Origin of the sequence: Aeromonas sp. 6P, from assembly GCF_051919525.1 — a bacterium.
Lineage (GTDB): Bacteria > Pseudomonadota > Gammaproteobacteria > Enterobacterales > Aeromonadaceae > Aeromonas > Aeromonas veronii.
In genome coordinates, this window is the sequence record NZ_JBQBEO010000002.1 from 1,978,061 (window position 1) to 2,004,736 (window position 26,676).

At 58.9% G+C, this 26,676-nt stretch carries 21 protein-coding genes; 11 read left to right on the forward strand and 10 right to left on the reverse strand.

Annotated features, from left to right (window positions below; all coding sequences use genetic code 11):
* Nucleotides 1–75: 75 nt before the first annotated feature.
* Both ACTG2J_RS09340 and ACTG2J_RS09345 read right to left on the reverse strand, forming a co-directional pair.
* Nucleotides 76–1,119, reverse strand: a complete 1,044-nt coding sequence (locus tag ACTG2J_RS09340) for an isopenicillin N synthase family dioxygenase (RefSeq protein WP_069528370.1) — start codon at nucleotides 1,117–1,119, stop codon at nucleotides 76–78.
* Nucleotides 1,120–1,473: 354 nt separating this feature from the next.
* Nucleotides 1,474–2,112 (reverse strand): NAD(P)-dependent oxidoreductase, encoded by a 639-nt coding sequence (locus ACTG2J_RS09345; RefSeq protein ID WP_021231373.1) that lies wholly within the window; start codon nucleotides 2,110–2,112, stop codon nucleotides 1,474–1,476.
* A gap of 101 nt (nucleotides 2,113–2,213) precedes the next feature.
* On the opposite strand from ACTG2J_RS09345, the gene ACTG2J_RS09350 reads away from it, so the two are divergent.
* Complete coding sequence (locus ACTG2J_RS09350; protein WP_113739931.1) at nucleotides 2,214–3,098, forward strand: LysR family transcriptional regulator; 885 nt, start codon at nucleotides 2,214–2,216, stop codon at nucleotides 3,096–3,098.
* A gap of 28 nt (nucleotides 3,099–3,126) precedes the next feature.
* Here the strand turns inward: ACTG2J_RS09350 and ACTG2J_RS09355 are convergent, their stop codons facing one another.
* The 3 genes from ACTG2J_RS09355 to ACTG2J_RS09365 are packed head-to-tail and all read right to left on the reverse strand — an operon-like array spanning nucleotide 3,127 to nucleotide 6,046.
* On the reverse strand, nucleotides 3,127–4,353 hold the full coding sequence (locus ACTG2J_RS09355) for an MFS transporter (protein ID WP_439997417.1): 1,227 nt from the start codon (nucleotides 4,351–4,353) through the stop codon (nucleotides 3,127–3,129).
* The gene (locus ACTG2J_RS09360) at nucleotides 4,350–5,249 is read right to left on the reverse strand and encodes a pirin family protein (protein ID WP_439997418.1); all 900 of its coding nucleotides are present in this window, start codon (nucleotides 5,247–5,249) and stop codon (nucleotides 4,350–4,352) included. The genes ACTG2J_RS09355 and ACTG2J_RS09360 overlap by 4 nt, the downstream gene beginning before the upstream one ends.
* A 59-nt stretch (nucleotides 5,250–5,308) precedes the next feature.
* Entirely contained in the window at nucleotides 5,309–6,046 is a 738-nt protein-coding gene (locus tag ACTG2J_RS09365; protein ID WP_439997419.1) for an isochorismatase family protein, read from the reverse strand.
* 192 nt (nucleotides 6,047–6,238) lie between these two features.
* Between ACTG2J_RS09365 and ACTG2J_RS09370 the strand changes: the two genes are divergently transcribed.
* Nucleotides 6,239–7,174, forward strand: a complete 936-nt coding sequence (locus tag ACTG2J_RS09370) for a LysR substrate-binding domain-containing protein (protein ID WP_439997420.1) — start codon at nucleotides 6,239–6,241, stop codon at nucleotides 7,172–7,174.
* A gap of 6 nt (nucleotides 7,175–7,180) precedes the next feature.
* On the opposite strand, the gene ACTG2J_RS09375 is transcribed toward ACTG2J_RS09370, so the two are convergent.
* On the reverse strand, nucleotides 7,181–8,089 hold the full coding sequence (locus ACTG2J_RS09375; RefSeq protein ID WP_335819340.1) for a LysR substrate-binding domain-containing protein: 909 nt from the start codon (nucleotides 8,087–8,089) through the stop codon (nucleotides 7,181–7,183).
* Nucleotides 8,090–8,365: 276 nt separating this feature from the next.
* Between ACTG2J_RS09375 and metE the strand changes: the two genes are divergently transcribed.
* Both metE and ACTG2J_RS09385 read left to right on the forward strand, forming a co-directional pair.
* The gene (metE, locus tag ACTG2J_RS09380; RefSeq protein WP_439997421.1) at nucleotides 8,366–10,630 is read left to right on the forward strand and encodes a 5-methyltetrahydropteroyltriglutamate--homocysteine S-methyltransferase; all 2,265 of its coding nucleotides are present in this window, start codon (nucleotides 8,366–8,368) and stop codon (nucleotides 10,628–10,630) included.
* A 175-nt stretch (nucleotides 10,631–10,805) separates the two neighbouring features.
* The gene (locus tag ACTG2J_RS09385) at nucleotides 10,806–11,555 is read left to right on the forward strand and encodes a substrate-binding periplasmic protein (protein ID WP_257687632.1); all 750 of its coding nucleotides are present in this window, start codon (nucleotides 10,806–10,808) and stop codon (nucleotides 11,553–11,555) included.
* Nucleotides 11,556–11,591: 36 nt separating this feature from the next.
* Here the strand turns inward: ACTG2J_RS09385 and ACTG2J_RS09390 are convergent, their stop codons facing one another.
* Nucleotides 11,592–12,455: a LysR substrate-binding domain-containing protein gene (locus tag ACTG2J_RS09390; RefSeq protein WP_439997422.1), complete on the reverse strand. Its 864-nt coding sequence runs from the start codon at nucleotides 12,453–12,455 to the stop codon at nucleotides 11,592–11,594.
* A gap of 166 nt (nucleotides 12,456–12,621) precedes the next feature.
* Here ACTG2J_RS09390 and ACTG2J_RS09395 point away from each other — a divergent pair, with 166 nt between their 5' ends.
* A complete protein-coding gene (locus ACTG2J_RS09395; protein ID WP_439997423.1) occupies nucleotides 12,622–14,055 on the forward strand; it encodes a glycoside hydrolase family 1 protein in 1,434 nt (477 codons plus the stop codon).
* Between the two features lie 90 nt (nucleotides 14,056–14,145).
* Here the strand turns inward: ACTG2J_RS09395 and ACTG2J_RS09400 are convergent, their stop codons facing one another.
* Nucleotides 14,146–14,904 (reverse strand): SDR family NAD(P)-dependent oxidoreductase, encoded by a 759-nt coding sequence (locus ACTG2J_RS09400; protein WP_069556261.1) that lies wholly within the window; start codon nucleotides 14,902–14,904, stop codon nucleotides 14,146–14,148.
* A gap of 127 nt (nucleotides 14,905–15,031) precedes the next feature.
* Between ACTG2J_RS09400 and ACTG2J_RS09405 the strand changes: the two genes are divergently transcribed.
* The 4 genes from ACTG2J_RS09405 (at nucleotide 15,032) to pflB (ending at nucleotide 21,462) form a co-directional block, all read left to right on the forward strand.
* On the forward strand, nucleotides 15,032–15,952 hold the full coding sequence (locus tag ACTG2J_RS09405; protein WP_113740037.1) for a LysR family transcriptional regulator: 921 nt from the start codon (nucleotides 15,032–15,034) through the stop codon (nucleotides 15,950–15,952).
* A 190-nt stretch (nucleotides 15,953–16,142) separates the two neighbouring features.
* On the forward strand, nucleotides 16,143–17,903 hold the full coding sequence (gene ycaO / locus ACTG2J_RS09410; RefSeq protein WP_103251413.1) for a 30S ribosomal protein S12 methylthiotransferase accessory factor YcaO: 1,761 nt from the start codon (nucleotides 16,143–16,145) through the stop codon (nucleotides 17,901–17,903).
* A gap of 381 nt (nucleotides 17,904–18,284) precedes the next feature.
* Nucleotides 18,285–19,133 (forward strand): formate transporter FocA, encoded by an 849-nt coding sequence (gene focA, locus ACTG2J_RS09415; protein ID WP_429193779.1) that lies wholly within the window; start codon nucleotides 18,285–18,287, stop codon nucleotides 19,131–19,133.
* A 46-nt stretch (nucleotides 19,134–19,179) separates the two neighbouring features.
* Nucleotides 19,180–21,462, forward strand: coding sequence for a formate C-acetyltransferase (gene pflB / locus ACTG2J_RS09420; RefSeq protein WP_005352571.1), 2,283 nt, complete (start codon nucleotides 19,180–19,182; stop codon nucleotides 21,460–21,462).
* Nucleotides 21,463–22,003: 541 nt separating this feature from the next.
* Here the strand turns inward: pflB and ACTG2J_RS09425 are convergent.
* Entirely contained in the window at nucleotides 22,004–22,438 is a 435-nt protein-coding gene (locus tag ACTG2J_RS09425) for a YcgN family cysteine cluster protein (protein ID WP_322112500.1), read from the reverse strand.
* A gap of 411 nt (nucleotides 22,439–22,849) precedes the next feature.
* The gene (locus ACTG2J_RS09430) at nucleotides 22,850–23,335 is read right to left on the reverse strand and encodes a hypothetical protein (protein ID WP_064335890.1); all 486 of its coding nucleotides are present in this window, start codon (nucleotides 23,333–23,335) and stop codon (nucleotides 22,850–22,852) included.
* 230 nt (nucleotides 23,336–23,565) lie between these two features.
* On the opposite strand from ACTG2J_RS09430, the gene ACTG2J_RS09435 reads away from it, so the two are divergent.
* Both ACTG2J_RS09435 and ACTG2J_RS09440 read left to right on the forward strand, forming a co-directional pair.
* Entirely contained in the window at nucleotides 23,566–23,763 is a 198-nt protein-coding gene (locus tag ACTG2J_RS09435) for a DUF4250 domain-containing protein (protein ID WP_005333612.1), read from the forward strand.
* 375 nt (nucleotides 23,764–24,138) lie between these two features.
* Nucleotides 24,139–26,613: a glycogen/starch/alpha-glucan phosphorylase gene (locus tag ACTG2J_RS09440; protein WP_439997424.1), complete on the forward strand. Its 2,475-nt coding sequence runs from the start codon at nucleotides 24,139–24,141 to the stop codon at nucleotides 26,611–26,613.
* The last annotated feature ends 63 nt before the right edge of the window (nucleotides 26,614–26,676 follow it).

Consider the following 26,676-nt stretch of genomic DNA (forward strand, 5'->3'; position numbering starts at 1 on the left):
TGTTCGTTGTCAGGGCGGGTATATCCATGCTGCTTGTGGCTTATGCATATACCCGCCGGCGGATCTCTGCGCTGCTCAGGCCGGTATCGCTTCGCTTTCAGTGCGCGGGAGGCGAGCGGGCTCCAACGGCCCATAGTGACGGGCCGCCACATCCGGGTGGGAGCGCAGCCGCCCTTTCAGCACGTTCTCCCCCACCTGATTAAAGAGCGGGTTGGTCGGGTCACTCTCTGGCCCTTGCGCCTGCGCTGCCAGCTTGGGGGAGAGGCTGAGCAGTGGCACGGTGGCATCGAGCCGCGCCGCCATAAAGAAGGCGCAGGAGAGGCGCGAGACGCCGGGCGGCGGGCTCACCACCCGATGCAGGGTCGCCTTGAGATAGCCGTTGGAGGCCAGCTCCAGCAGCTCGCCGATATTGACCACCAGCGCTCCCGGCAGGGGTGGCGCGGAGATCCAGCCGTCGGCCGTCTCGACCTCAAGCCCAGAGTGATTGTCCTGCATCACCAGCGTCAGGTAGCCGGGATCCTTGTGGGCGCCGACCCCCTGACTGCTGCCACCCGCCTCTTGCCCCGGGTAGTGAATCAGCTTCATGTGCTGGTAGGGGGCGCCGCGAATACTGTCGTCAAACACGTTGGCCGGTTGCTCCAGCACCTCGGCGAAGGCCGCGAGCAGGGTGAGGGTGATATCGCTCAGCCGCTCCTGCCATGCCAGCAGATGGCCTTTCATCTCGGGCAGGGCGGTCGGCCACTGGTTGGGGCCGATCAGCCGCTGCCAGGGTTCACGGATCAAGACCGCAGGCAGGGCTTGCGCCTCATTCATGATATCGAACTGCTCTCGCAGATCCGGCCGCTGGCGGGTCAGCTCGGCACCGACCCGGTTGTAGCCGCGAAAGTGGGGGCTGTTGACCATCTGCACTGCCAACTTCTCCTGCTCCGGCAGAGCAAAGAATCGCTCTGCCAGCGCCAGGGTCTCTAGCATCTCAACCTTGCTCAAGCCGTGGCCGACCAGATAGAAAAAGCCCACATCGCGGGCGGTCGCGGCCAGCCTAGCCAGCATAGGGCGACGCACCTCGGGCGCCCCGTTGAGGGCAGCCAGATTGATGATCGGCAGTGGTGAATGTTCCATGTGCACCTCCTCACTCTTTCGTTATCTCTGGCGCCATCTGGAATAAGGGGGATGCTACTGTTCGGTGTTAGAAGACGGAAACAACAAATTATTCTTAGTTATATACAAAATTCGAAATGGAATTCGGCAACTGATGGGCTGAAGGTTTTTTGCGCAGCCATTGTGGGGTAAAGGGGCAATGGTGAGGGGGAGAGTGATAACCAGAGGCAAGCTGCCAGTGGCAAAAATGACCAAAACAGAAAATGGCCAAAACAGAAGGGAGGCGGATGCCTCCCTTCTGGTTGAGCGGTTTTTCACCTGACCGAAAGCACAGGCGAGTGACCGCGTATTCTGGCCTTAACCGCCTGCTGGCTCTCAGTAACCCAGAGTAAAGCGCTGGCGCTGGTGAGCTGGTTTTTCCACCTCGTTCAGCACGCCATCGGCCAGATCTCCGGCGGTGATCCCGGCAGGCTGTTCGCCGCTGAACAGCACCTGATCGCCACCAATCCGATAGCCGCCGCGCTTCTCGCCCGGTTCGAGGAACACCGGGGGAGAGACAAAGCGCCAGTCGAGGGTGGTTTCACGGCGCAGGGCGGTGAGACCGTCGCGGGCCGCCAGTGCCCCCTGTTTCCACTCGGCCGGGAACTCCGGGGTATCCACCAGTTGCACGCCGGGGGCAACCTCCAGACTGCCGGCGCCACCTACTACCAGCAGCCAGCTGTTGGCCGCTTTGGCTGCTGCGACGATCGCGTTGGCGCCCTTGAGGTACTGGTCGTAGATATCCGGTGTGGTCCAGCCCGGGTTGTAGGCGCTGATCACCCGATCGTGCCCCTTGAGCACTTCGGCCAATGCCTGCGGGTTTTGGGCATCCACCGCCACGGCGGTGACCTGCGGATGGGCGGCCACCTTGCTGACATCGCGGACGATGGCGGTGACGTGATGGCCGCGGCTGATGGCCTCGTTCAGGATGGCTGAACCGACAAAACCGCTGGCACCGATCAGGGCAATCTTCATGGGGAACTCTCCTTCACTGTTGGAATGGGGCTATCCTACGCCGCCATTTATGATTTAATAATCACCTCAAAAATGCATTCACTTATAAGTTGGGTTTAATAATGGAACAGCTCAGACGTTACGCCATCTTCGCCGCAGTGGTGGAAGCGGGCAGCATGACAGGGGCGGCCAAATCCCTTGGCATGACCCCCTCCGCCGTCAGTCAGCATATCAGCCAGCTGGAGAGCCTGCTCGGGCTGCCCCTGCTCCATCGCTCCACCCGTCGCCTCAGTCTGACCGAGGCGGGAGAGGTGGTGTGGCAAGGGTGCCGGGCGTTGCAGCAGACCCTGAGCGAGACCGAGTTGCGCCTCTCGGAGGTGCGCGACGCCCTGCTCGGTGAAGTGCGGATCACCGCCCCGGTGGGGATGGCGGGCCAGCCGTTGGCACTGGCCCTCTCGCCGCTGCTGCAGGCCCACCCCGGCCTCACCATCCAGATCATCGCCGACGACGAGAAACGGGATCTGATTGCCGAGCGGATCGACGTGGCATTGCGGGTCGGCACCTTGCCCGACTCGACTCTGGTGGCCCGCAAACTGGGGCAAACCCGGATGCTGCTCTGCGCCGCCCCCGCCTATCTGGCGCGCAAGGGGACGCCGCGCATGCCCGCCGATCTGGCCACCCACGACTGGCTCTGTGGCGACATGCTGGGCAACGGTTTGCTGCTGCAGGATGAAAAGGGGGGCGAACACAGGGTGAGGTTCAAGGCCAAGGTGCTCTGCAATAACGTGTTGCCCTTGCGCCAGTTTGCGCTGGCGGGGCAGGGGATCTCGCTGCAACCGGAGGGAGAAATTGGCGAGGATCTGGCGCAGGGGCGTCTGCTCGAACTGCTGCCCGGTTTTCGGGTGGCACCGATGGAGATCCACGCCATCACGCCGCAGCGGGAGATCCCGGAGAAGGTGCGGCGGGTGGTGGAGGCGCTGCGCAGCTACTTTGCTGGCACCTCCTGACATATATCAATACGGCTTGGCCTAGCTGTCAGCTGGGCTCTTGCCCGCCAACGAGCGGGCGGCGCCACAGATAGAGCCCGATTGTCAGCAGCAAGCCGCCCAGAAAGAGCCAGCGAGCGCTTCCCCAATGGCCGCTGTCCGTCATCAGGGCCGCCAGCAGCAAGGGCCCCAGCAGCTGACCGAGGTTGGCGAGCTGGACAAAAAAGCCCTGCACGATGGCCAGTTGCACCGGCCCCTGACTCACTCCCTGCGCAGACGAGAGGATCGCTGGCGGCGCCATGCCACCCGAAAGGGAGAGGACGAGGCACAATCCATAGGCCCACCACGGCGACAGGCCGGGCCAGAAGGCGAGCATGCCGCACAGCGCCATCAGACCCAGTGCCCAGCTGATCAGCCGGTCTCGCGCTACGCCCCGGCGCAGCAGCCATGCCCCCATCAGGTTGCCGGGAATATTGGCGACCACCGCCAGCGCCGAAAGCAGGGCGATCTGGCTTTGGCCAATCCCGGGGCTGCCTTGCAACATGGTTGGCAGCCAGACAAAGAGCGCCCAGAGCATCAGGCTGTAGAGCGTGAACGCCAACCCGTAGCGCCAGAGTGCCTTCTGCCGGAGCACCGTGAGCTGGCGCAGCGGGTGGCCCGAGTTGATCGAGTTTTGGGGTGCCCAGACCCGCAGTTTATCTGCCGAGCGACTGGCGAGCAGAAGCAGCAGGGCAGAGAGTTGCGGGATCATCAGGATCAGCCAGGCCAGTCGCCAGCCACCTTGCGCCGTGAGCCAGGGAGTGAGCAGCATACCCGCCGCCGCCCCGAGGGGCAGGTTGACCGCCCACAGGCTTATGGCCAGCCGTTTATCCTCCTCCCGGGTCACCGCCACGATAAAGGCGGGCATGGCCACCGAGACCAGCAAAAAGCCAATCCCCTCGACAATGCGCGACAGCAGCATCATGGCCAGCCCGGTGGCGGGCAGTGCCAACGCCCCGCCTGTGGCGATAACCAAAAGCCCCACAACCCCGGTTTGCCGCCCACTCCAGCGAGTCAGCAGCAGGCCGAGAAAGAGGCTGAAGAGGATCGCCAGCGTATTGAAGGCCGAGGCGAGATAGCTGGCTTCGACCAGTGTCAGCCCCAGCTCGTTGCGCAGTATGCCGAGTACGGCGGGCACTTTGCCAAGGCAGAGGGCGCCGCTGGCACCGGCAAAAATGGCGAGGAAGACCAGAGGCCAGCGCGTGCTTTGTGGCTGGTGGCCAGCGAGCGTGCTCATGGCCGATATTGGCCGTTGCGCAGCCACTCATCGTTGAGCTGACCAAATTCGCCGCGCTGATAGGCATGCAGCCGATCTGCAATGGCGTCGTGGCTGTTCATGACGAAGGGGCCATGTTTGACCAGGGGTTCATTGAGCGCCTGGCCTGAGAGCAGCACGAAGTGGCAGGGCTCGGTGGCCTCAAGCTGCAGAGCCACCGCCTCGCCGCCCTCGGCAGAGAGGCTGACACCCATCCCGTGACCTGCCGGGATGAGGTGCCGCTCTCCCTCCGCCTGCAGGGTCAGCGATCCGGTCAGGGGATAGATCATGGCATTCCAGCCTGCCGCCAGCAGATGGGTGAAGTGGCTGCCGGGCGCGCAATGGCCATCGAGCAGGGTAAAGGGTTGGGGCAGCGCTGCCGAGTGTGGCGCCGTTATCCCGTTGCTGTGGCCTGCGACCACCCGTACTCGCGCCCCTTCGCCATGAAACTCGGGGATGGTGGCAGCGGCTGCGTGGACGGCAAAAGGCGACATCATCTTTTGACGGGCAGGCAGGTTGACGAAGATCTGCAGGGCGTGGACATAGGGCGATTCCCCCTCCGGCTGCTCGGTATGCACGGCCCCGCGCCCGGCCGCCAGCCAGTGGATCGCGCCCGGTTCGATGGGGCCCTGATTGCCGAGGGAGTCGTAGTTGACGTGGGGGCTCGTCGAATCCTCGAACAGATAGGTGACGGCAGAGATCCCGGCGTGGGGATGGGGCTCGAAGGTGGGGGCGGTCATCTGGAAGTGATCCACCATTACCACGGGGTCTATCAGACCGTTGAAAAAGTGTTCGCCAAAATGGCTGGCTGTAAAGCCGCTGCCAATGCGCAGCGGTTGGCCCTTGACGGGGGCGGAGAGAGTCAGGCGTCTGGTCATCGATATAACCTCTTGAAGACAAAAGAAGCCTTCGGTCATCTGACCGAAGGCGAGGCGAGTTACGACTTCTTGGCACCCTCTTGCATCTGCCACACCAGGGTGGCGAAAGGCATGTCGAGGGCGCTGTAGACATCGTGCGCCTTGGGGTCGACGTTGCTGCGCAGCATCTCGACCGCGGCAGAGGCGTAGTCGGTGACTGGGATACCGGCCCCCAGCAAGCGTTGCAGACCCGTGGTGCGCTTGGCTTCGTTGAAGGTACCGGAAGCATCGAGCACCACCCGGGCATCATAGCCGGCAGCCTTGGCAGAGAGGGCCGGGAAGCTGGCGCAGATCTCGAGGGATACCCCGGCGATGATCAGCTGTTTGCGGCCGGTCTTCTCAATGGCGGCGCGCACGGCAGGATCGTCCCAGGCGTTGATGACGGTGCGGTTGATCACCTTCAAATTCGGCAGGGCACTGGTCAGTTCAGGCATGGTGGGGCCCCACATGCCATCGGGCATGGTCGCGGTCACGATCACCGGCACGCCGAGGGCGCGGGCGGCGTTGGCCAACGCCACCACGTTGTGCTTGAGCTCGCCCACCGTGGTGTCGCGCACGCCGCTCAGCAAGCCGACCTGATGGTCGACCAGCAGCAGTACCGCATTGTCTCGGGAGAGCATCTCCAGATAGCGGTTGGGTGATACAGTCGGATGGCTGGCAGCCTCGGCGGCCATGGCCGGTGTCGCTGTGGTGGTCAGCGTGGCGGTCAGGGTCGCCAGACCGAGCAGGGTGGCAGAGCAGATTTGTCGCAGTTTCATGGTGAACTCCTTGTGATATCGGAACAGTCAAACGGCCCTTGCTGGTGGGGCGGATTGCCGGTGCAGCAACCGTCTGATGGGGACAGGGCCATTATGATGGCTGCAAAAATAGCGACAATCTGGTGAAATAGGTTCTTATCGTTCCGCCAGTGGAACGATGTGAATGCACCTCACCCTGACCAAGGCTGCCCGATGACACCACTGGAACTTGATTTGAATGATCTCTATCTCTTCACCCATGTGGTGCAGCGACAGGGATTCACTGCCGCCGCGCGGGCGCTTGGCGTGCCCAAGTCGCGGATCTCGCGCCGGATCCGGCTGCTGGAGGAGCGGCTGGATACCCGTCTGCTGCAACGTACCTCGCGCCAGCTCAGCCTGACCGATGCTGGTGAGGTGCTCTATCGCCACTGTCAGGCGATGCTGGCCGAGGCGCAGGCCGGAGAGGCGGCAGTGCGGCAAAGGCAGCAGGAGCCGAGCGGTCAGGTGCGGATCAGCGTGCCCATTACCATTGCCGATGCGCTGCTTGCCCGCTTGCTGCCCGCTTTTATGGCGCAATACCCCAAGGTGAGGCTCGCCGTGCAAGCCAGCAACCGGCAGGTGGATCTGCTGGAGGAGGGGCTGGATGTGGTGATCCGCGGGGTGGCCTTCGAGCAGCACCCCTCCAGCCTGGTGCAGGTGCCGCTCTGTACTGTGCAGTGGGGCGTGTTGGCGACCCCGGCGTGGCTCTCGCGCCACAATGCGCTGGCGCATCCACGCCAGCTGGAAGGAGAGGATGCCCTGCTTTTCAGCTCGCTGGATCGTCAGGCAGATCTGCTGCGGCTGCGGCACGACAGTGGGGAGAGTGAGGAGGTGGCAGTCAATGTGCTGCTGCGCAGCGACAATGTGCAAACCCTCAAACAGGCGGCGCCGGCGGGGCTCGGGATGGTGGGCTTGCCACTTTACGCCTGCGTGAGTGAGCTGGCGGATGGGCGGCTGCAACAACTGCTGCCCGAGTGGCGTCCCAAAGATGGCAGGCTGGTGATGCTCTATCCCGCGCGGCGCGGTCTGTCACCAGCGGTCAGGGCCCTCATCGACTTTATCAAGGCGCAGTTGCCTGCACTGCTGGCAGAGGTCGGTCAGCCACGCTGAGGAGGGCTATCCCTCCATCTTGCGGCGAATGCGCTCGAACAGACTCTGCAGGCAGGCTTGATCCCGATCGGCGGCCCGCACCGCGCCGTACATATGGCGACGAATACCGCTGCCGAGGGGGCGGGCGCAGAGCATCCCCTGTCTGACAAACTCCTCGCTGGCCCAGCGCGGCAGGGCGGCAACCCCGAGGCCGGCGGCGGCCATCTGCAGCATCACCGAGGTGTTGTCCACCGGCTTGCAGCGGGCGGGCTCCACCCCGGCGGGTTGCAAAAAGCGGCTGAAGATATCCATGCGGCTGCGCTCTACCGGATAGACCAGCAGCACCTCCGGCCCCAGATCGCCCGGCTCGATGCGACTCTGGTGGCAGAGGGGATGATCCGGCGCCATCACCAGAGTCAGATCGAAGGCAAACAGCGGCTCGAAGTGGAGATCGCCGCGGGCCTGCACATCGGAGGTGAGCAGCAGGTCGAGCTGGCCGCCGAGCAGGGCATTGATGGCATCAAAGCCCGGCACTGACTCCACCTCCAGATCCACCCCAGGCCACTGGCGGCGAAAATCGGGCAACAGCGGCAGTAGCCACTGGATGCAACTGTGGCAATCGAGCGCCAGATGCAGCCTGCCCGCATCGCCGCTCTGCAAGGCCTGCAATTTCTTCTCGGTCTGGGCCAGGGCGGGCAGTACCTGACGGGCGAGGGCGAGCAGCTGGCTGCCGGCTGCGGTCAGCACCAGCGGACGGCTTTTGCGCAGGTAGAGCTCCAGATTGAGGCGGGTCTCCAGCTCTTTGAGCTGGTGGGAGAGGGCGGACTGGGTAAGGTTGAGGGTTAGCGCCGCACCGGCCAGCGAGCCCTGCTCGGCCAGCGCGGTCAATGTTTTCAAGTGTTTGATCTCTATCCCTGCATTGCTTGGCACTGCCATAAGATGGCTCCTTGTGAGATTGCGTATGGCGCTGAGGTTACGGTCGGCGGTGGCCTGCTGCGCTTCTTGACTCCGGCACCTCTTGCACCTGTAAAAATCGGCCTCTGTATCCTCGCGGTGAACCTGATTGGCGGTCAGTTGAGGATTATTTGAGAGCCACTTGAAGAGGATTCAATAGCCAGCGTCACCTTATCTTGTCATTTTGGATGTGTAAACATCTGGATGGCTAAACCATCCAGTTTCCCATCAGATGAATGAGCATAAGGAAATGAACCTATGACACGAGCACACACCCTGGGCTTCCCCCGTATCGGCGCCAAGCGCGAGTTGAAATTTGCCCTCGAATCCTACTGGCGTGGCGAGACCACTCAGGCCGAACTCGTTGCCGTGGGCAAGACGCTGCGTGAGCGCCACTGGCAGGCCCAGCACGGCGCCGGGGTCAATCTGCTGCCGGTGGGCGACTTCGCCTGGTACGATCAGGTGCTCGGTACCAGCCTGCTGGTGGATGCGGTGCCTGCCCGTCACCGTCATGGCGAGACCGATCTCGACACCCTGTTCCGGGTGGCCCGCGGCCGTGCGCCGACCGGCCCGGCGGCCGCCGCCGCCGAGATGACCAAATGGTTCAACACCAACTATCACTATCTGGTGCCGGAATTCAGCCGTGATCAGCGCTTCAAGCTGGGCTGGAGCCAGCTGTTTGACGAGGTCGAAGAGGCCAAAGCGCTGGGGCTGCCGGTCAAGGCGGTGCTGCTGGGGCCGGTCTCCTACCTGTGGCTCGGCAAGGAGAAAGAGAGCGGCTTCTCCCGCCTTGAACTGCTCGATCGCCTGCTGATTGTCTATCAGGAGATCCTGGCCAAGTTGGCCGCCCAGGGAGTGGAGTGGGTACAGATCGATGAACCTGCGCTGACGCTGGACCTGCCGGACGAGTGGCGGCTGGCCTACCTCAACGCCTACGAGCGCCTCGCGGGCCCCTGCAAGCTGCTGCTCACCACCTATTTCGGTTCGGTGGCCCATCAGCGCGACATCATCACCAGCCTCAAGGTAGATGGCCTGCATCTGGATCTGGTGGCCGCCCCCGAGCAGCTGGAGACCCTGGTGCCGCATTTGCCTGCCCAGTGGGTCATCTCCGCCGGGGTGATCAACGGCCGCAACGTCTGGCGTGCCAATCTGGCCAAGCTGGCGCCGACTCTGAAGGCACTGAAAGCCAAACTCGGCGAGCGGCTCTGGGTGGCCTCATCCTGCTCATTGCTGCATAGCCCGGTGGATTTGACTCTGGAGCAGGAGCTGGATCCGCAGACCCGCAGCTGGTTCGCCTTCGCCTTGCAAAAATGTTTCGAGCTGGGACTGCTCAGAGAGTATCTGGATGGGGGCGAGCTCGACAAAATCACCGCCTACAGCCAGCCCATCGTGGATCGGGAGTCCGACAGCCGGGTGCACAAAAAAGCGGTGCAGTCACGGCTCGCCAGCCTCACCAACAGCGATTTTGATCGCCACAGCCCCTATCCGGTCAGGGCCGAGCTGCAGCGCTCGGATCTCAAGCTGCCGCTGCTGCCCACCACCACCATCGGCTCCTTCCCGCAGACCTCCCAGATCCGGGTGTTGCGGCAGGATTGGCGCGCCGGTCGCATCGATGACAGCGCCTACGAGGCGGGCATTAAGGCCGAGATCCGCGATGCCATCGCGCGTCAGGAGGCCATCGGGCTGGACGTGCTGGTTCATGGTGAGGCCGAGCGAAACGACATGGTGGAGTATTTCGGTGAGCTGCTGGATGGCTTTGCCATCACCCGCTTCGGCTGGGTACAGAGCTATGGCTCACGCTGCGTCAAGCCGCCGGTGATCACCCGCGATATTGACCGCCCGACTCCCATGACGCTCGAATGGACCCGATTTGCCCAGAGCCTGACCGACAAGCCGGTCAAGGGGATGCTGACTGGCCCTGTGACCATCCTCTGCTGGTCCTTCCCGCGCGAAGACGTGAGCCGCGAGCAGTCCGCCCTGCAAATCGGGCTGGCCATTCGCGACGAGGTGGCAGATCTGGAAGCCGCCGGCATCAAGATCATCCAGATCGACGAACCGGCGATCCGCGAAGGCTTGCCCCTGCGCAAGCAGGATCATCAGGCCTATCTCGACTGGGCGGTGTGCGCCTTCCGTCTGAGCGCAAGCCCGGTGGCGGACCGCACCCAGATCCACACCCACATGTGTTACAGCGATTTCAACCTCATCATCGAGGCGGTGGCGGCGCTGGATGCGGATGTGATCACCATCGAGACCAGCCGCAGCCAGATGCAGCTGCTCGAAGCGTTCGAGCGCTTCAACTACCCCAACGAGATTGGCCCGGGCGTCTACGACATCCACTCGCCGAACGTGCCGAGCCAGAGCTGGATTGAGGGGTTGCTGCGCAAGGCGGCCAAGCAGATCCCGGCCGAGCGGCTCTGGGTCAACCCGGATTGCGGCCTCAAGACCCGCGGCTGGGAAGAGACGGAAGCCGCCCTCAAGGTGATGGTCGATGCCACCAGGGCGCTGCGGGCCGAGCTGGCGTAACCGGCAAGCCGTGACTGCCATCGGTAAGGTGGCGTGCTGACAAACGAACGAGAGAGGGGAAGCCACTGCTTCCTCTCTCTTTTTCGTTGGCCACTTTTTCCACTGGCTTCTGAGCCTTGCCGCAGCCCGCTTTGCACTAGGCTCAGAGTTGGCAGAAGTGGATGGAGTCGCGGCCATGAGAGTCAGTCTGGGGAGCGCAATCCTGTGGGGATTGCTGGTGTGGCAGAGTGCATGGGCGGCGCCAGCGGCCGAGTTGAAGCTGGTCTACTTTGACGACTTTGCCCCATATTCGTGGCGTGACGAACAGGGCAGGATGCGCGGGCTGATGATCGACGTGATGGATCGGGTGGTTGCGCAGATGGGGCTGCGGGTGCGCCATGAAGGTTATCCGTGGCAACGGGCGCAAAAACTGGTGCGGATGGCGCAGGCCGATGGCTTTGTCACCATCGCTACCCGGGAGCGGCGCAGCTATACCCTGGTTGTGGAAGAGCCGGTCACCACCACTGTGCTAACCATTTTTACCCAGCGTGCCCATCCCCGCATGGCGGAATTTCAGCGTGCCAACCGCTTGAGCGACTTCAAATCGCTTACCTTTCTCGACTATTTCGGTAACGGCTGGGGCAAGGAGAACCTGGCGGGCTTCACCGTTCATCACACCATCAATGTTGATAACGTTTTCAAAATGCTGGCGGCGGGTCGGGGGGATCTGATGGTGACCGACCCACTGGTGGCACGTTTCAAACTCAACCAGCTGGGTCTCTCCGGGCAGGTGGTCGAGGTGCCGCTGCAGCTTGACGCTACCCCGTTCAATCTCTGCATCGGCAAGCACTCCCGCTTCAATACCCGGATAACCGAGTTCAACCGAGCCCTGCAACGGTTGCGACAAAGCGGCGAGTTGGCGCGTATCGTCGAACGCTATCGTTGATGCGCGGCCGCCATCTGCGGTTTGCCAAGGGCGTGTCTATCTTGGCGTCATATCAGAAATGGTTGCCCAGAAGGCATCGATCAAGGGCCCCTTGCTGTGGGGCGGACGGATAAGGCCAATGGTCCAGCAGGCTTCCCCATCTCTGAGGGGGAGGGTGAGCACATCCGGGTGCTCTATGGTGGTGGAGGAGGGGACCAGGGTCCAGGCGATCTCTGCCGCCGCGGTGGCGACGCCAGCGGCGAAGTCGTTGACGTACTGGATATCGCGAAAACGCAGCCCGCTCTGGGCCAGATAGTTCATCAGGTGATCGTAAAACGACGGCGCCTTGTCCCGACGCAGGATCGCCAGCGGCTTGTCCACCAGATCCGCCAACTCGCTCACATCGCGGTAGCTGGCGGGCAGCACGGCGACAAAGTGGGCTTCGACCACCGGCAGGGCGTGCCACCCCTTGGGGGCGGGCAGGCGGCAAAAACCGAGATCCAGCTTGCCTTCACTGAGCGCCAGTAGCTGGTGGTGGGTGGAGAGATCGTTGAGCTCGATGGTCACTTTCGGCCGCTCGGCGCGAAAGCGGGCGATGGCGGCGGGCACCAGGATCTTGGTGGCCACACCAAAGCCGATACGCAGGGTGCCGACATTGCCCGCCAGCACGTCGCGGGCGGTGCGCGAGAGCTGCTCGCTCTGGATGACCACAGCGCGGGCATCTTCATACAGCGCCCTGCCCAGTCCGGTGAGGCGAGTGGTACTGGCGTTGCGCTCGAACAGCTCGCCGCCCAGCTCCTCCTCCAGCCGCCTGATCTGTTTGCTCAGGGCCGACTGGGTAACGTGCTGACGCACCGCTGCCTGGCCGAAGTGCAGCACCTCCCCCAGAGTGACGAAGGCTTTCAGATCCCGTAGCTCCATCAGGGCTCCTTTCATTCCTGTTGGGAATGTTGAGTGGTCAAATTTGTCATTGGACGGAATTTTAGAAGTGATGGATGCTTATGCCAATTCATTTCGGGCGCCCCGACAGGGGGCGCCGAGTTATCAGAGATGGCTGACACCATCAGCGCAGAAGGAGCAACACCAGATGCATCACCACAAGTTCAACGACTTCCCGAGCGATTTTCTGTGGGGCGCCGCCTCCGCTGCCTATCAGGTGGAGGGGGGCTGGAATGCCGATGGCAAGGGGCCCTCGGTGTGGGATCTCTTCACCAAGCTGCCGGGCAAGACCTTTGAGGGGAGCAACGGCGATGTGGCGGTGGATCACTACCACCGCATGGAAGAGGACGTGGCGCTGATGGCCGAGATGGGGCTCAAGGCCTACCGCTTCTCGGTGAGCTGGCCACGCATCTATCCCACCGGTCGGGGGGAGGTGAACGAGGCGGGTCTGGCCTTCTACGAGAAGCTGATCGACACCCTCTTGGCCCACCAGATCGAGCCGATACTGACCCTTTATCACTGGGATCTGCCGCAGGCGCTGCAAGATGAGTACGGCGGCTGGGAAGACCGACGCATTATCGAGGATTTCGAGCGCTACTGCGTGACCCTCTATCAGCGCTTTGCCGGCAAGGTGAAGTACTGGGTCTCTCTCAACGAGCAGAATTACAACCTGACCAACGCCTATCAGCTCGGCACCCATCCGCCTGCCGTGCAGGATCGCAAGCGCTTCTTTGCCGCCAACCACATCGCGTTTCTGGCCAATGCCCGAGTGATCAAGGCCTTTCGCCAGCATGTGCCAAATGGCCTCATCGGCCCGAGCTTTGCCTACTCCCCTGCCTATCCGGCGTCGTGCGATCCGAAAGATATGCTGGCCTATGAGAACGCCGAGGAGTTCAACAACCTCTGGTGGTTGGATGCCTACTGCTTTGGCCGCTATCCGCAGGCGGCGCTCGCTTACTTGCGAGAAAACGGCGAGGCGCCGGAGATCCTGCCGGGCGATATGGAGTTGCTGCGCGAGGGGACGCCCGACTACATCGGCGTCAACTACTACTACACCCTGACCTACACAGATAACCCCTTGGGCGGTCAGACCCTGCAGCGGATCAACACCACCGGCAAGAAGGGTACTACGCCATCGAGCGGCATCCCCGGCCTCTACAAGACGGCGCCCAATCCGTACCTTGAGACCAGCAACTGGGACTGGGCCATCGATCCGACCGGGATGCGTATCGCCCTGCGTCGCCTCTCTTCCCGCTATGGCCTGCCGCTGATGATCACCGAGAACGGTCTTGGCGAGTTCGACAAGCTGGAGGCGGGCGAAAAGGTGAACGATGAGTACCGTATCGATTACCTGCGCAGCCACGTCAAGGCGTGCCAGGAGGCGATGCAGGATGGGGTGGAATTGCTCGGCTACTGCGCCTGGTCGTTCACCGACATCCTGAGCTGGCTCAACGGCTACCAGAAGCGTTACGGGTTCGTCTATGTGGATCGTGACGAGCAGGGGGGCTCCCTTCGCCGGATCAAGAAAGCGAGCTTCCACTGGTATCAGGCGGTCATCACTTCAGGCGGCAAGGTGCTTTAACATATCTCCTTGGCTTGTCATACGAAAAGGCCCTGGCTCCTGTCAGGGCCTTTTGCATGGCATGTTTTGACCTGCACTGGCCGTGGGATGCTAGAGGAACATTCCTCCCGAAGCTTCAATGCGCTGGGCATTGATCCAACGATTGTCATCCGAGAGCAGGGCTGCAATCACCCCGCCGATGTCATCGGGCTGGCCGACTCGTCCAAGTGCTGTTTGGCTGGCAATGAAGTCGTTGACTGCCTGATTGTCCCGCACTACACCGCCGCCAAAATCGGTCTCGATAGCACCAGGGGCCACCACGTTGACGGCGATCCTCCGTGGACCAAGCTCCTTGGCCAGATAGCGGGTCAGCACTTCTACTCCTCCCTTCATGGCCGCGTAAGCGGCGTAGCCCGGTAGGGCAAAACGGGTTAGGCCGGTTGAAATATTGATGATCCGGCCACCATCGCGGATCAGAGGTAACAGCTGCTGGGTTACAAAGAAAGTACCCTTAAGCTGAATGTTCACAAGGGTATCGAACTGCTCCTCAGTGGTCTGATCAAAGCTGGCGTGGATGCCGATCCCGGCATTGTTGACCAGAAAATCGAACTGTTCGCGTTGCCACTCCCGTTGCAACAGTTGATGTACTTCAACGGCGAAGGCTGCAAAGGAGGCACAGTCGGCCACATCGAGCGGTAGGGCATGAGCCTTTACGCCGAGTGCATTGGCTTGTGCCACCACGGCTGCCGCCTCTTCCGCCTGACTGCGGTAAGTGAGAATGAGGTCGACGCCTTTGGCTGCGAGGGCCAGTGCCGAGTGCTTACCGAGGCCGCGGCTGGCACCAGTAATGAGAGCGATGGGAAGGGTCATGGTTCAACTCCTATCAAGAGTGGGGAGGGCTCGGTCTGAGCATGTGTTATCACTCTATTAGTGCTTGTGTGATGGATAAAGCCGGTAATAATGAATGCACTGTTCCGTTTACATTGACAATGAGGCCATGGATCAACTTGATGCGATGAGATTGTTTATACGGGTGGCTGAGCTTGAGAGCTTCACCCGCAGCGCCGAGCAACTGGGTATCCCCAAGGCAACGCTTTCCGCAGCGATTCGGCGGTTGGAGGAACAGATGGGAACTCGTTTGCTCCATCGCACTACCAGGCGGGTACAACTGACCACTGATGGGCAGCTCTGTTATGCCCGTTGTCAGGAGTTGCTGGCCGATATGGAGGAGTTTAATGGGCTGTTTCGGCACGGGGGACGGCTCAGCGGCCAGCTGCGGGTGGATATGCCGAGTCGGATGGCTCGCCATTTGGTCATACCGGCATTGCCTGCTTTTCTGGCGGACCACCCTGACTTGCAGCTGATGCTGAGCAGTACAGATCGGCGGGTCGATCTGGTGCGCGAAGGCTTCGACTGTGTGGTGCGGATGGGGGCGCTGGAATCCTCCAGCCTGGTAGCTCGTCCACTGGGCCACTATCGTCAAATCAATTGTGCCAGCGCGGCTTACCTGACTCGTTATGGTGTACCAGAAACGTTGACCGATCTGGCTGGGCACCGGTTGATCCACTATGGCTCCGTGTCAGGTGGCCGCGAAGCCGGTTTTGAGTACCAGCAGAGCGATGGTTCCCGCGCCGTACTGGCGATGACCGGAGCGCTCACGGTAAACGACAGTGAAACCTATCTGGCAGCTGCACTGGCGGGGTTAGGGATCATCCAGATGCCGCGAATCGGAGTAGAAGAGCTGCTCGCCAGTGGAAAACTGGTCATGGTGCTGCCCCAGTGGCAGGCACCTCCCTTGCCCGTTCATGCGCTCTATGCGCATCGTCGCCAGCTCTCACCTAGGGTTCTGGCGTTCATTCACTGGTTGGGAGGCGTGCTAAATACGGCGATCGACGAGGGCTCGATGGAGGTTTTGTGAGCCTGTGTGGATCACTGGATCAGTTTTGTCTGCGATGCAAGGTGCCGGCAGGATCTCGGTGGTCGTTGTCATTCACGCGATGACTTCATTTTTCTGGAGAACTCATTGACTCGATTTTGTCCTGCCAAAGTCGGCGACCCCTGCTATTATCTGCGGCCGAACATGAGCCAATAAAAATCAGGATATCGTGATGACTGACCACACTTTTATTCCCGGCAAGGACGCGGCGCTGGAAGACTCCATCGAACGCTTCCAGACCAAGCTGCAAGCCTTAGGGTTTGATATCGAAGAGGCCTCCTGGCTCAACCCCGTGCCGAACGTCTGGTCGGTGCATATTCGGGACAAAGAGTGCCCCCTCTGCTTTACCAATGGCAAGGGTGCCAGCAAGAAGGCAGCCCTCGCTTCCGCCCTTGGCGAATATTTCGAGCGTCTCTCCACCAACTACTTCTTCGCCGACTTCTATCTGGGCGAGCAGGTCGCCAACGGCGATTTCGTTCACTACCCGAACGAAAAGTGGTTCCCCATCGAGGGTGACCAGTTCCCGGCCGGTCTGCTCGACAGCTTCACCCGCAAGTTCTACAACCCGGACGGTGAAGTGACCGCCGACATGCTGGTGGATCTGCAGTCAAACAACGAAGAGCGCGGTATCGTCGCCCTGCCGTTCGAGCGTCAGTCCGATCACGAGACCGTCTACATCCCGATGAACATCATCGGCAACCTCTATGTCTCCAACGGCATGAGCGCTGGCAACACCAAGACCGAAGCGCGCACCCAGGCGCTCTCCGAGGTGTTCGAGCGCCACGTGAAGAACAAGATCATCGCCGAGGCCATCAGCCTGCCGTTGATCCCGGACGAGGTCATTGCCCGTTATCCGGGGATTGCCGCCTCCATCGCGGCGCTCGAAGCGGAAGGCTTCCCCATTTACAGCTTCGATGCCTCTCTGGGTGGCCGTTATCCGGTCATCTGCGTGGTGCTGCTCAATCCGAGCAATGGCACCTGCTTTGCCTCCTTCGGTGCCCACCCGCGCTTCGAAGTGGCCTTCGAGCGTACCGTCACCGAGCTGCTGCAGGGCCGCGGTCTCAAGGATCTCGACGTGTTTGTGCCGCCGTCATTCGACAACGAGCAGGTGGCGGATCACCACAACCTCGAGACCCACTTCATCGACTCCTCGGGCCTTATCAGCTGGGATCTGTTCAAGCAGGATGCGGACTTCGAGTTTGCCGACTGGGACTTCCGTGGCACCTCGCAGGAGGAGTTCGATCACCTGATCGGCATCTTCCATGAGCTGGAGCAGCCGGTCTATATCGCCGACTACGAGCATCTGGGTGTCTACGCCTGCCGCATTCTGGTGCCGGGCATGTCCGACATCTATCCGGCCGAAGATCTGCTGCTGGCCAACAACAACATGGGCGCCAACCTGCGCGAAGTGATCCTGGCACTGCCATCACTTGATTGGGATGCCGAGCAGTACATGGCGTTGTTTGATCAACTGGATGAAGAGGGGCACGACGAGCGCACCCGTGTACGCGAGCTGCTGGGCATCGCTGCTGCCAAGGGGACCGCGCTGCACACCCTGCGCGTTGGCGAGCTGAAAGCCATGCTGGCGCTGGCCGCCGGTGAGCTGGAGACCGCACTGGATCTCATCGACTGGACCATGGAGTTCAACCAGTCGGTGTTTACTGCCGAGCGTGCCAGCTACTACCGCGCCCTGCGTGCCTGCGTCGAGTTGTTCCTCGACGAGGAGCGGGATCCGGAGCAGTATCGCGCCGTCTTCACTCGCATGTATGGCGAAGAGACGCTGGCACAGGCATGGGCCAACGCCACTGGCGAAGCACGCTTCCACGGGCTGGAGGCGGCCGACCTGTCGCTCTCCCAGTTCCCGCTGCACCAGAAGCTGCTGGCGGCCTACGAGAAGCTGCAGAAGGCCAAGCGAGCCCATCACTGGGCGTGATCGTTGCTGTAAAGGAAGGGGCCGTGTGGCCCCTTCTGTTTATCGTGCGGCAAGGCACGGGATTGTTATTCAAAGATGAAATAAAAAACAAAAAATACCCCTAAGGGGGGTGATGGCAGGGCAGGGGATGTGCTGTCGATCTGCAAAGATATCTTGCCAATACCATATTTCCATGATCGAAAATAAATTCTTTAAAATCATTGCATTAAAAATGTGATATTTCTGTTTCAGCTGATACCTGGTGTAAAGTGGCGTAGCCATCGCACTAAAATATTTGTAGTAAAATTACATTCGCACTCTGATAAACTTGATCAATGTCAATTTTGGCTATTAGGCCCTTTGTTATGATTTCAACAGGCAAAACATTCAGGTAGAAAATAATTGAAAGCTGAATCTCCATTCGATTGTCTCAAGCCCGAAGCCATCGCTGCACTGGCTGAAGACATCACCTATGCCAAGGCTACCAAGCCGGCATACAAGGTCATTCCACTGGCCATCACCGCAGGCGCTTTCATCGCCATCGCATTTATCTTCTACATCACAGTGACGACCGGAACCGGCTCCATGCCTTGGGGTATGGCCAAGTTGGTGGGCGGTCTCTGCTTCTCTCTCGGACTTATTCTCTGTGTGCTGCTCGGTGCCGAGCTGTTCACCTCCACCACCCTGACGCTGGTGGCCAAGGCTGCCAATCGCATCAGCTGGGCTCAGCTGCTCAAGAACTGGGGTCTGGTCTACTTCGGCAACCTGATTGGCGGTCTGCTGATGGTGGCGCTGATCATCGTTTCTGCCGAGTACACGGCAGCAGACGGCCAGTGGGGCCTTAACGCCCTCAACGTGGCCCAACACAAAATTCACCACACCTTCTTCGAAGCGGTGGCGCTGGGTATCCTCTGTAACCTGATGGTATGCCTTGCTGCCTGGATGGCCTTTGGTGCCCGCAGCGCGACTGACAAGGTAGTGGTTATGCTGCTGCCGGTTGCCATGTTCGTTGCTTCAGGTTTCGAGCACAGCATCGCAAACATGTTTATGATTCCGGTTGGTATCGCTATCCACAGCGTGGCTAGTCCGGAATTTTGGCAGGCCATCGGCCAGGATCCGGCAACCTTTGCTGACCTGACCGTATCCAACTTCGTCCTACACAACCTCATCCCCGTGACCATCGGCAATATCATCGGTGGTGGCGTGATGGTTGGTCTGACTTACTGGTTTATCTTCCGTCGTCATCATTAAGGATGATTGCGGGATACTACATCAATACCGTGTGAGGTAATGAAAAATGGCAGAACTTAACGAACAGTTCCAAAAAGCATGGGAAGGCTTCGCGGCCGGTGAATGGCAGACCTCTGTCAACACCCGTGACTTCATCCAGAAGAACTACACCCCGTATGAAGGTGACGAGTCCTTCCTGGCTGGCGCGACCGAAGCGACCACCAAGCTGTGGGACAAGGTCATGGAAGGGATCAAAATCGAGAACCGCACTCATGCGCCGGTTGATTTTGATACTGACCTGCCCTCCACCATTACCGCACACGATGCCGGTTATATCGATCAGAGCCTGGAGCAGATCGTTGGTCTGCAGACTGACAAGCCGCTGAAGCGCGCCATCATCGCCAACGGCGGTATCAAGATGGTTAAAACTTCTTGCGAAGTGTACGGTCGTCAACTGGACCCGATGGTCGAGAAGATCTTCACTGAATACCGCAAGACTCACAACCAGGGCGTGTTTGACGTTTACACCAAAGACATCCTGAACTGCCGCAAGTCTGGTGTTATCACCGGTCTGCCGGATGCCTACGGCCGTGGCCGTATCATCGGTGACTACCGTCGTGTTGCTCTGTACGGTGTTGACTTCCTGATGGCCGACAAACTGGCCCAGTTCAAGTCCCTGCAAGCTGACCTGGAAAACGGCGTCAACCTGGAAGCCACCATCCGTCTGCGCGAAGAGATCTCCGAGCAGCACCGTGCCTTGGCACAGATGAAGGTGATGGCTGCCAAGTACGGTTGCGATATCTCCGTACCGGCCAAGAACGCTAAAGAAGCCGTACAGTGGACCTACTTCGCCTACCTGGCGGCAGTCAAGTCCCAGAACGGTGCAGCCATGTCCTTCGGTCGTACCTCCAGCTTCCTGGACATCTACATCGAGCGTGACCTGCAGAAAGGCCTGATCACCGAGCAAGAAGCCCAGGAGCTGATGGACCACATGGTCATGAAGCTGCGTATGGTTCGCTTCCTGCGTACTCCGGAATACGATTCACTGTTCTCCGGCGACCCGATGTGGGCGACCGAGACCCTGGCTGGTATGGGCGTTGATGGCCGTACTCTGGTCACCAAGAACAGCTTCCGTATGCTGAACACCCTGTACACCATGGGCCCGTCCCCTGAGCCGAACCTGACCATCCTGTGGTCCGAGAAGCTGCCGGTCGGTTTCAAGAAGTACTGTGCCAAGGTATCCATCGAGACCTCTTCCGTTCAGTACGAGAACGACGATCTGATGCGTCCGGATTTCAACAACGATGACTACGCCATCGCTTGCTGTGTATCCCCGATGATCGTTGGTAAGCAGATGCAGTTCTTCGGTGCTCGTGCCAACCTGGCCAAGACCATGCTGTATGCAATCAACGGTGGTATGGACGAGAAGCTCAAGATCCAGGTCGGTCCGAAAACCGAGATGGTCAAGTCCGAGTACCTCGACTACAACGACGTAATGGATCGTCTGGACCACTTCATGGATTGGCTGGCCAAGCAATACGTTGCTGCGCTGAACATCATCCACTACATGCACGACAAGTACAGCTACGAAGCCTCTCTGATGGCGCTGCACGACCGTGACGTATATCGCACCATGGCGTGTGGTATCGCTGGTCTGTCCGTAGCCGCTGACTCCCTGTCTGCCATCAAGTACGCCAAGGTCAAGCCGATTCGTGACGAAGATGGCGTTGCCATCGACTTCGAAATCGAAGGCGAATACCCGCAGTTCGGTAACAACGACGCTCGCGTTGATGATATCGCCTGTGACCTGGTTGAGCGCTTCATGAAGAAGATTCAGAAGCTGAACACCTACCGTGGTGCTGTTGCTACCCAGTCTGTTCTGACCATCACCTCCAACGTGGTATATGGTAAGAAGACCGGTAACACCCCGGATGGCCGTCGTGCTGGTGCTCCGTTCGGTCCGGGTGCAAACCCGATGCACGGTCGTGACCAGAAAGGTGCTGTTGCTTCCCTGACTTCCGTAGCCAAGCTGCCGTTCGCTTACGCTAAAGATGGTATCTCCTATACCTTCTCCATCGTTCCAAACGCACTGGGTAAAGATATGGAAGCCCAGAAAGCCAACCTGGCTGGCCTGATGGACGGTTACTTCCACCACGAATCCAACGTAGAGGGTGGTCAGCACCTGAACGTTAACGTGATGAACCGTGAAATGCTGCTGGACGCCATGGAAAACCCGGAGAAATATCCGCAGTTGACCATCCGCGTATCCGGTTATGCCGTTCGCTTCAACTCTTTGACCAAAGAGCAACAGCAAGACGTCATCACCCGTACCTTCACTGCTTCTCTGTAATCGAGACGTAGTGAGCAAAAACCGGCGCCAAGGCGCCGGTTTTTTTATGCGTGCGATTCAGGGGGAGTAATCATCCCCTGTGAATCGCCTCCAGTTCCATCGCAACCACCACAGTTGTTACTGGGTATTCGAGGGGAGGGGCTCACCAGGATTGATCTAGGCCCCGTCTGTAATGCGATTATGCTTTATTCGCGCTCTAAGGGGATAGGCGGTTGCTTTGCCTGCCATTGCATCAGTGTTGCTATGGCTCGTGGAACAGCTGATCAGGTTTAAGGGGGGAACAGAGGCGCCATCGCGGGTATCAAGCAATACCCATAAGCCTGTGACAATGGAATCATTCTCTGCCTCTGCCTCTGCCTCTGCCTCTGCCTCTGCCTCTGCCTCTGCCTCTGCCTCTGCCTCTGCCTCTCTCAATGTGCAGTTGGGAGGGGGTCTGGTTTAGCCTGCCAGATATGTGTGAAGCTACAAACCCTGCTTGCAGAAACAACAAGGGCTGCACATTGTGCAGCCCTTGCCTCTGGAGAATAGCGGGTTGAGCGTGTCAGCTGGCCCAGGTGATGATGTGATCGATCCATTCACCCGCCTGATCCTCGTGAATGACTTTGCCACGGACGGATTGACCAGCCTGATGCATCGCGGAACGACTGCCGGTCAGCAGAGGATGCCACTCTGGAAGAGCGTCACCTTCAGACAGCAGGCGATATGCGCAGGTTGAGGGGAGCCAGTCATATTCGGTGATCTTGTCATGGGTGATCTGCAGACAGTCAGGCTCTTTTTTGAAACGATTGGCGTAATCAGAGCACTGACAGGTCTTGGTGTTGAGCAAATTGCAGGCGACATTGGTGAAAACCAGTTCGTCGGTATCTTCATCGATCAGCTTGTTGAGGCAGCATTTTCCGCAACCATCGCAGAGGGATTCCCATTCGGATTCATTCATCTGCTGCAGACTCTTGGTCTGCCAAAAGGGGGCTTGCATCATACCGCTCACTTATTACACCTGATAAAACGCGTGGTTATACCCCTTGTTACCCGGTATTTCAAGGAGAGGGTCACTCCGGTTGGCAAATTGTCGTGATCAGCTCAAATGAATGCAATGACTTTCAGCCTCATCATATTGCTCAAACGGGTTCGCTGGTGGGCAGGAAGTCCCGCAGGTTTGAATACTTGGGCTGCATGATTGTCCAGTTCAGGTTTTATTTTCTGCTTCTTGATCCGTTACATCTTTTGATGTTTGTCTGCTTGCAGCAAGCAGGGTCAAATGTCTCCGATGCCTACCGTCAGGCTGTTGCACGCTTGTCTTTCAAATAAAGCCGCTGGTCACATATTGTTTACGCCCTTCTGTCACTGCGACCCGCGGGAGAGCCTGCGTAGGCGTTCGTTTTTTGTCTTAATGGTTGAGATAGATATCTTGCTCTGAATAGGCCAGCAGAGGTGTGCCGAGGTTAGTCCGTTTCGCGCCAAAGAAGCGGGTGAGTACGCCAGATTGCTGTCCCAGTCGCTGCAGCTTGACGTGATCCAGCTCGATCTGCTCGGGTAGCCAGGTAAATACGGCGGCGCAGTGACCATTGCCCAGACTGCGCTCCAGGGTTTGCTGCCAGTTCTTGATTTTGGGGCTATGTACCACCAGCACTCTCTTGGGATCGATACCTCGCTCTTCCAGACGGCTGACTGTGGGGCGTCCCGGCGGGGCGATCAACAAGATCCAGCCGGTATGAGCCTCCCCAAGCTTTGTCAGCTCGCTCAGAAACTGATCATCAGACTGGATAGTCACACCATAATGAGCCAACTCCGCTTTGCAGGCGGTTCTGGTTGGCCAGGGCTTGCTCATGACACGATTCATCGCAAAGGGCAGTGAGTGCAGGGGCTGGTTCATATATGTGGTTCCTGTATGAATATCCAAGCTGTATGTGCATACAGTAGTTCTATCCTGTGGCAGTGACAAGGTGTTTTTGCTGAAAAATGTGATGGTGTTGGCATGTGTCGTTAGTAAGGTTATGTTTTTAAACACTATTTAATATAAAGCTGATTGGGTGTTTTTCGTACTATGGACAAACCTTGCGTAACCGCCCATGGTTATACAGGTCATTTACAGGAGGTGCCGCCATGGATATCAGTACCTTGCAACGTCTTGATGCCAACATCTTGCTGGGCATCATCAATGAGAAGCTAAGGCTTGAGTGTGACGGGTTGGAGGAGTTGCTGGCCTATTACGATATGAGTGAAGAGCAGTTGGCAGGACGTCTGGATCAGATTGGGTACCATTACGATCCATTGAGTAATCAGTTCAAGGCACATCTTTAAGGGTGCAATGATTGCTTCATATTTATACGGTAATTTTTCAGGCACATTGAAACCGGTTTCAATGTGCCGTCTTGCTGCCTATTTTCAGGGATTTTCAAGGCTTGGCAATCTCTGAAAACCTATTCATGCCAGAATATTTTTATTGTTTCATTAAGTTTATGATAATAAAGGGAATGTTTGTTTTTGTGCAATCAATTAAAGGAAAGGGTTTTCAAGCTTTTCAGGCTGTTTTTATCGGTTAAAGTGTGACTTGCGTTAACTTTTAATTCTGCCGCTTTAGTTAGTATTCTCACGCCGGTACATATTTTGAGATAACAACAGCGCCGGTCCCGCAAGCGGGATAACAATTTTATTTGTAACGAAGGAATATGGTTTATGACTACCAAGAAGAAGACAGACCAGGATCTCCAACTGGATAAAGATCAGCTCAAGGCGAGTATCGTGCGTCACCTGCGTTCTACCTTGGGAACAAGCGAACAGAAAGCCTCTCCCGAAGCGTGGTGGAAAGCCACTGCTGCGGCCGTCAATGAACAGGTGTACGAGCGCCTGACCCGCACTCAGCAGACTCATTTCAAGAAAGATACTCGTGCGATTCACTATCTCTCTGCTGAATTCCTGATGGGACGATTGACTTCCAACAACCTGCACAACCTCTCCCTCTACAAGACTTGCGAAGAGGCGCTGGGCGAACTCGGTCTGGAACTGACCGACCTGTGCGAACAAGAGCCGGACATGGCACTTGGCAACGGCGGTCTGGGCCGTCTGGCTGCCTGCTTTATCGACTCGCTGGCCACTCTGAACTATCCGGCGGTTGGTTACGGTATCCACTACGAACACGGTCTGTTCCGTCAGGAAATCCAGGATGGCCGCCAGATCGAGCGTCCGGATTCTTGGCGTGAATATGGCAACCCCTGGGAGATCTGCCGCCCCGAGTCGGTGCAAGAAGTGCCGCTCTATGGCTACGTCGAGACCGTGTTTGGTGACAATGGCGGCCTGAAGAAGGTATGGCACGCCGGTCGCAAGATTAAAGGGGTGCCTTGGGATATTCCGGTGGTCGGTTTTGGCGGTCACACCGTCAACATCCTGCGTTTGTGGGAATCCCGCGCCTCCGAGTTTTTCGACTGGGACGTGTTCAACGCCGGTGGTTACATCGACTCCCAGGCTGAGAAAGCCCAGGCCGAGACCATCTCCAAGGTGCTGTATCCGAACGATGAGACCGATGCAGGTAAAGAGCTGCGTCTGATCCAGCAGTACTTCTTCTGTGCTTGCTCCATCAAGGACATCATGCGCCGCTACAAGCGGGTCCATGGCAGTGACTTCAGCAACTTTGCCGCGCAAATTGCCATTCAGCTCAATGATACTCACCCGACTGTTGCCATCCCGGAACTGATGCGGGTGCTGGTTGACGAGGAAGATCTGAACTGGGATGCCGCTTGGGCTATCTGCTATCAGGTCTTCTCCTACACCAACCACACTCTGCTGCCGGAAGCGCTGGAGAAGTGGTCGGTCAGCCTGTTCGAGAAAGTACTGCCTCGCCATCTGGAGGTGATTTACGAGATCAACGCCCGCTTCCTGAACGAGTTGGTCGAGCCCAAGTGGCCGGGCAACGATGCTATCAAAGCCAAGCTCTCCATCATCGAAGAGGGAGATGTGCGCAAGGTTCGCATGGGCAACCTGTGCGTGATCGGTTCGTCCAAGGTGAACGGTGTGGCCGAGATCCACTCCAAGCTGGTGAAGGAAGATCTCTTCCCCGAGTATGCCGAGCTGTGGCCGGAAAAAATGTGCAACGTGACCAACGGGGTGACCCCGCGTCGCTGGCTGCTGGCGTGCAACCCGGAACTGGCTGGCCTCTACAACGAAGTAGTGGGCAAGGAGTGGCCGCTGCAACTGGACAAACTGCGTGGCGTGGTGAAGTTTGCCGACGACAAGGCGTTCCAGCAGCAGTTCATGACCATCAAGCGTCACAACAAAGAGAAGCTGGTCAAGGTCATCAAAGACGAAACCGGTATCGATGTCAGTGCCGAGGCGATCTTTGACGTTCAGATCAAGCGTCTGCACGAGTACAAGCGCCAGCAGCTGAACCTCATTCACATCATGGCACTCTATCGTCGTCTGCTGGCCAACCCGGACTATGACATGCATCCGCGCGTGTTTATCTTCGGCTCCAAAGCGGCGCCCGGTTACAAGCTGGCCAAAGACATCATCTATGCCATCAACAAGCTGGCGGATCGGGTCAATAACGATGCTCGTATCCAGGGCAAGCTGAAAGTGGTGTTCATGCCGAACTACCGCGTGAGTCTGGCCGAGAAGCTGATCCCGGCGGCAGATGTCTCCGAGCAGATCTCCACTGCCGGTTATGAAGCATCCGGTACCGGCAACATGAAGATGGCACTCAACGGTGCAATCACCATCGGGACGCTGGATGGAGCCAACATCGAGATCGCCGAAGAGGCGGGGGCCGAAAACTGTGCCATCTTCGGTTTGAACGTGGACGAAGTGAAGTCGCTGAAGGCGCGCGGTTACAACCCGTACGACTTCTACTATGCCAATTCCGAGCTCAAAGCCGTGCTGGACTGGTTTGATACCGACTACTTCACGCCTGGTCGTCCGGGTGAACTGGCCTCCATCAAGCGCTCCTTGCTGGAAGGGGGAGACCCTTACCTGACCCTGGCGGACTTCCAGTCCTACTCGGATGCACACAAGCTGATCGATACCTGGTATCGGGATCCGGCACTGTGGGCGAAGAAGGCCATCATCAACTCGGCCACCATGGGCAAGTTCAACTCCGACCGCTCCATTCAGGACTATGTGGATCGGATCTGGGATCTGAAGGCCTGCAACATCGGCTAATCGGATTTATAAATGAGAAAGCCCCCGCAATGCGGGGGTTTTTGTTTATTGGGGGGAGGTGGA

Bases quoted from the DNA above. Each gene is read 5' to 3' on its own strand.
- ACTG2J_RS09340 (WP_069528370.1), bottom strand. From the start codon at position 1,119: ATGGAACATTCACCACTGCCGATCATCAATCTGGCTGCCCTCAACGGG.
- ACTG2J_RS09345 (WP_021231373.1), bottom strand. From the start codon at position 2,112: ATGAAGATTGCCCTGATCGGTGCCAGCGGTTTTGTCGGTTCAGCCATC.
- ACTG2J_RS09350 (WP_113739931.1), top strand. From the start codon at position 2,214: ATGGAACAGCTCAGACGTTACGCCATCTTCGCCGCAGTGGTGGAAGCG.
- ACTG2J_RS09355 (WP_439997417.1), bottom strand. From the start codon at position 4,353: ATGAGCACGCTCGCTGGCCACCAGCCACAAAGCACGCGCTGGCCTCTG.
- ACTG2J_RS09360 (WP_439997418.1), bottom strand. From the start codon at position 5,249: ATGACCAGACGCCTGACTCTCTCCGCCCCCGTCAAGGGCCAACCGCTG.
- ACTG2J_RS09365 (WP_439997419.1), bottom strand. From the start codon at position 6,046: ATGAAACTGCGACAAATCTGCTCTGCCACCCTGCTCGGTCTGGCGACC.
- ACTG2J_RS09370 (WP_439997420.1), top strand. From the start codon at position 6,239: ATGACACCACTGGAACTTGATTTGAATGATCTCTATCTCTTCACCCAT.
- ACTG2J_RS09375 (WP_335819340.1), bottom strand. From the start codon at position 8,089: ATGGCAGTGCCAAGCAATGCAGGGATAGAGATCAAACACTTGAAAACA.
- metE (WP_439997421.1), top strand. From the start codon at position 8,366: ATGACACGAGCACACACCCTGGGCTTCCCCCGTATCGGCGCCAAGCGC.
- ACTG2J_RS09385 (WP_257687632.1), top strand. From the start codon at position 10,806: ATGAGAGTCAGTCTGGGGAGCGCAATCCTGTGGGGATTGCTGGTGTGG.
- ACTG2J_RS09390 (WP_439997422.1), bottom strand. From the start codon at position 12,455: ATGGAGCTACGGGATCTGAAAGCCTTCGTCACTCTGGGGGAGGTGCTG.
- ACTG2J_RS09395 (WP_439997423.1), top strand. From the start codon at position 12,622: ATGCATCACCACAAGTTCAACGACTTCCCGAGCGATTTTCTGTGGGGC.
- ACTG2J_RS09400 (WP_069556261.1), bottom strand. From the start codon at position 14,904: ATGACCCTTCCCATCGCTCTCATTACTGGTGCCAGCCGCGGCCTCGGT.
- ACTG2J_RS09405 (WP_113740037.1), top strand. From the start codon at position 15,032: ATGGATCAACTTGATGCGATGAGATTGTTTATACGGGTGGCTGAGCTT.
- ycaO (WP_103251413.1), top strand. From the start codon at position 16,143: ATGACTGACCACACTTTTATTCCCGGCAAGGACGCGGCGCTGGAAGAC.
- pflB (WP_005352571.1), top strand. From the start codon at position 19,180: ATGGCAGAACTTAACGAACAGTTCCAAAAAGCATGGGAAGGCTTCGCG.
- ACTG2J_RS09425 (WP_322112500.1), bottom strand. From the start codon at position 22,438: ATGCAAGCCCCCTTTTGGCAGACCAAGAGTCTGCAGCAGATGAATGAA.
- ACTG2J_RS09430 (WP_064335890.1), bottom strand. From the start codon at position 23,335: ATGAACCAGCCCCTGCACTCACTGCCCTTTGCGATGAATCGTGTCATG.
- ACTG2J_RS09435 (WP_005333612.1), top strand. From the start codon at position 23,566: ATGGATATCAGTACCTTGCAACGTCTTGATGCCAACATCTTGCTGGGC.
- ACTG2J_RS09440 (WP_439997424.1), top strand. From the start codon at position 24,139: ATGACTACCAAGAAGAAGACAGACCAGGATCTCCAACTGGATAAAGAT.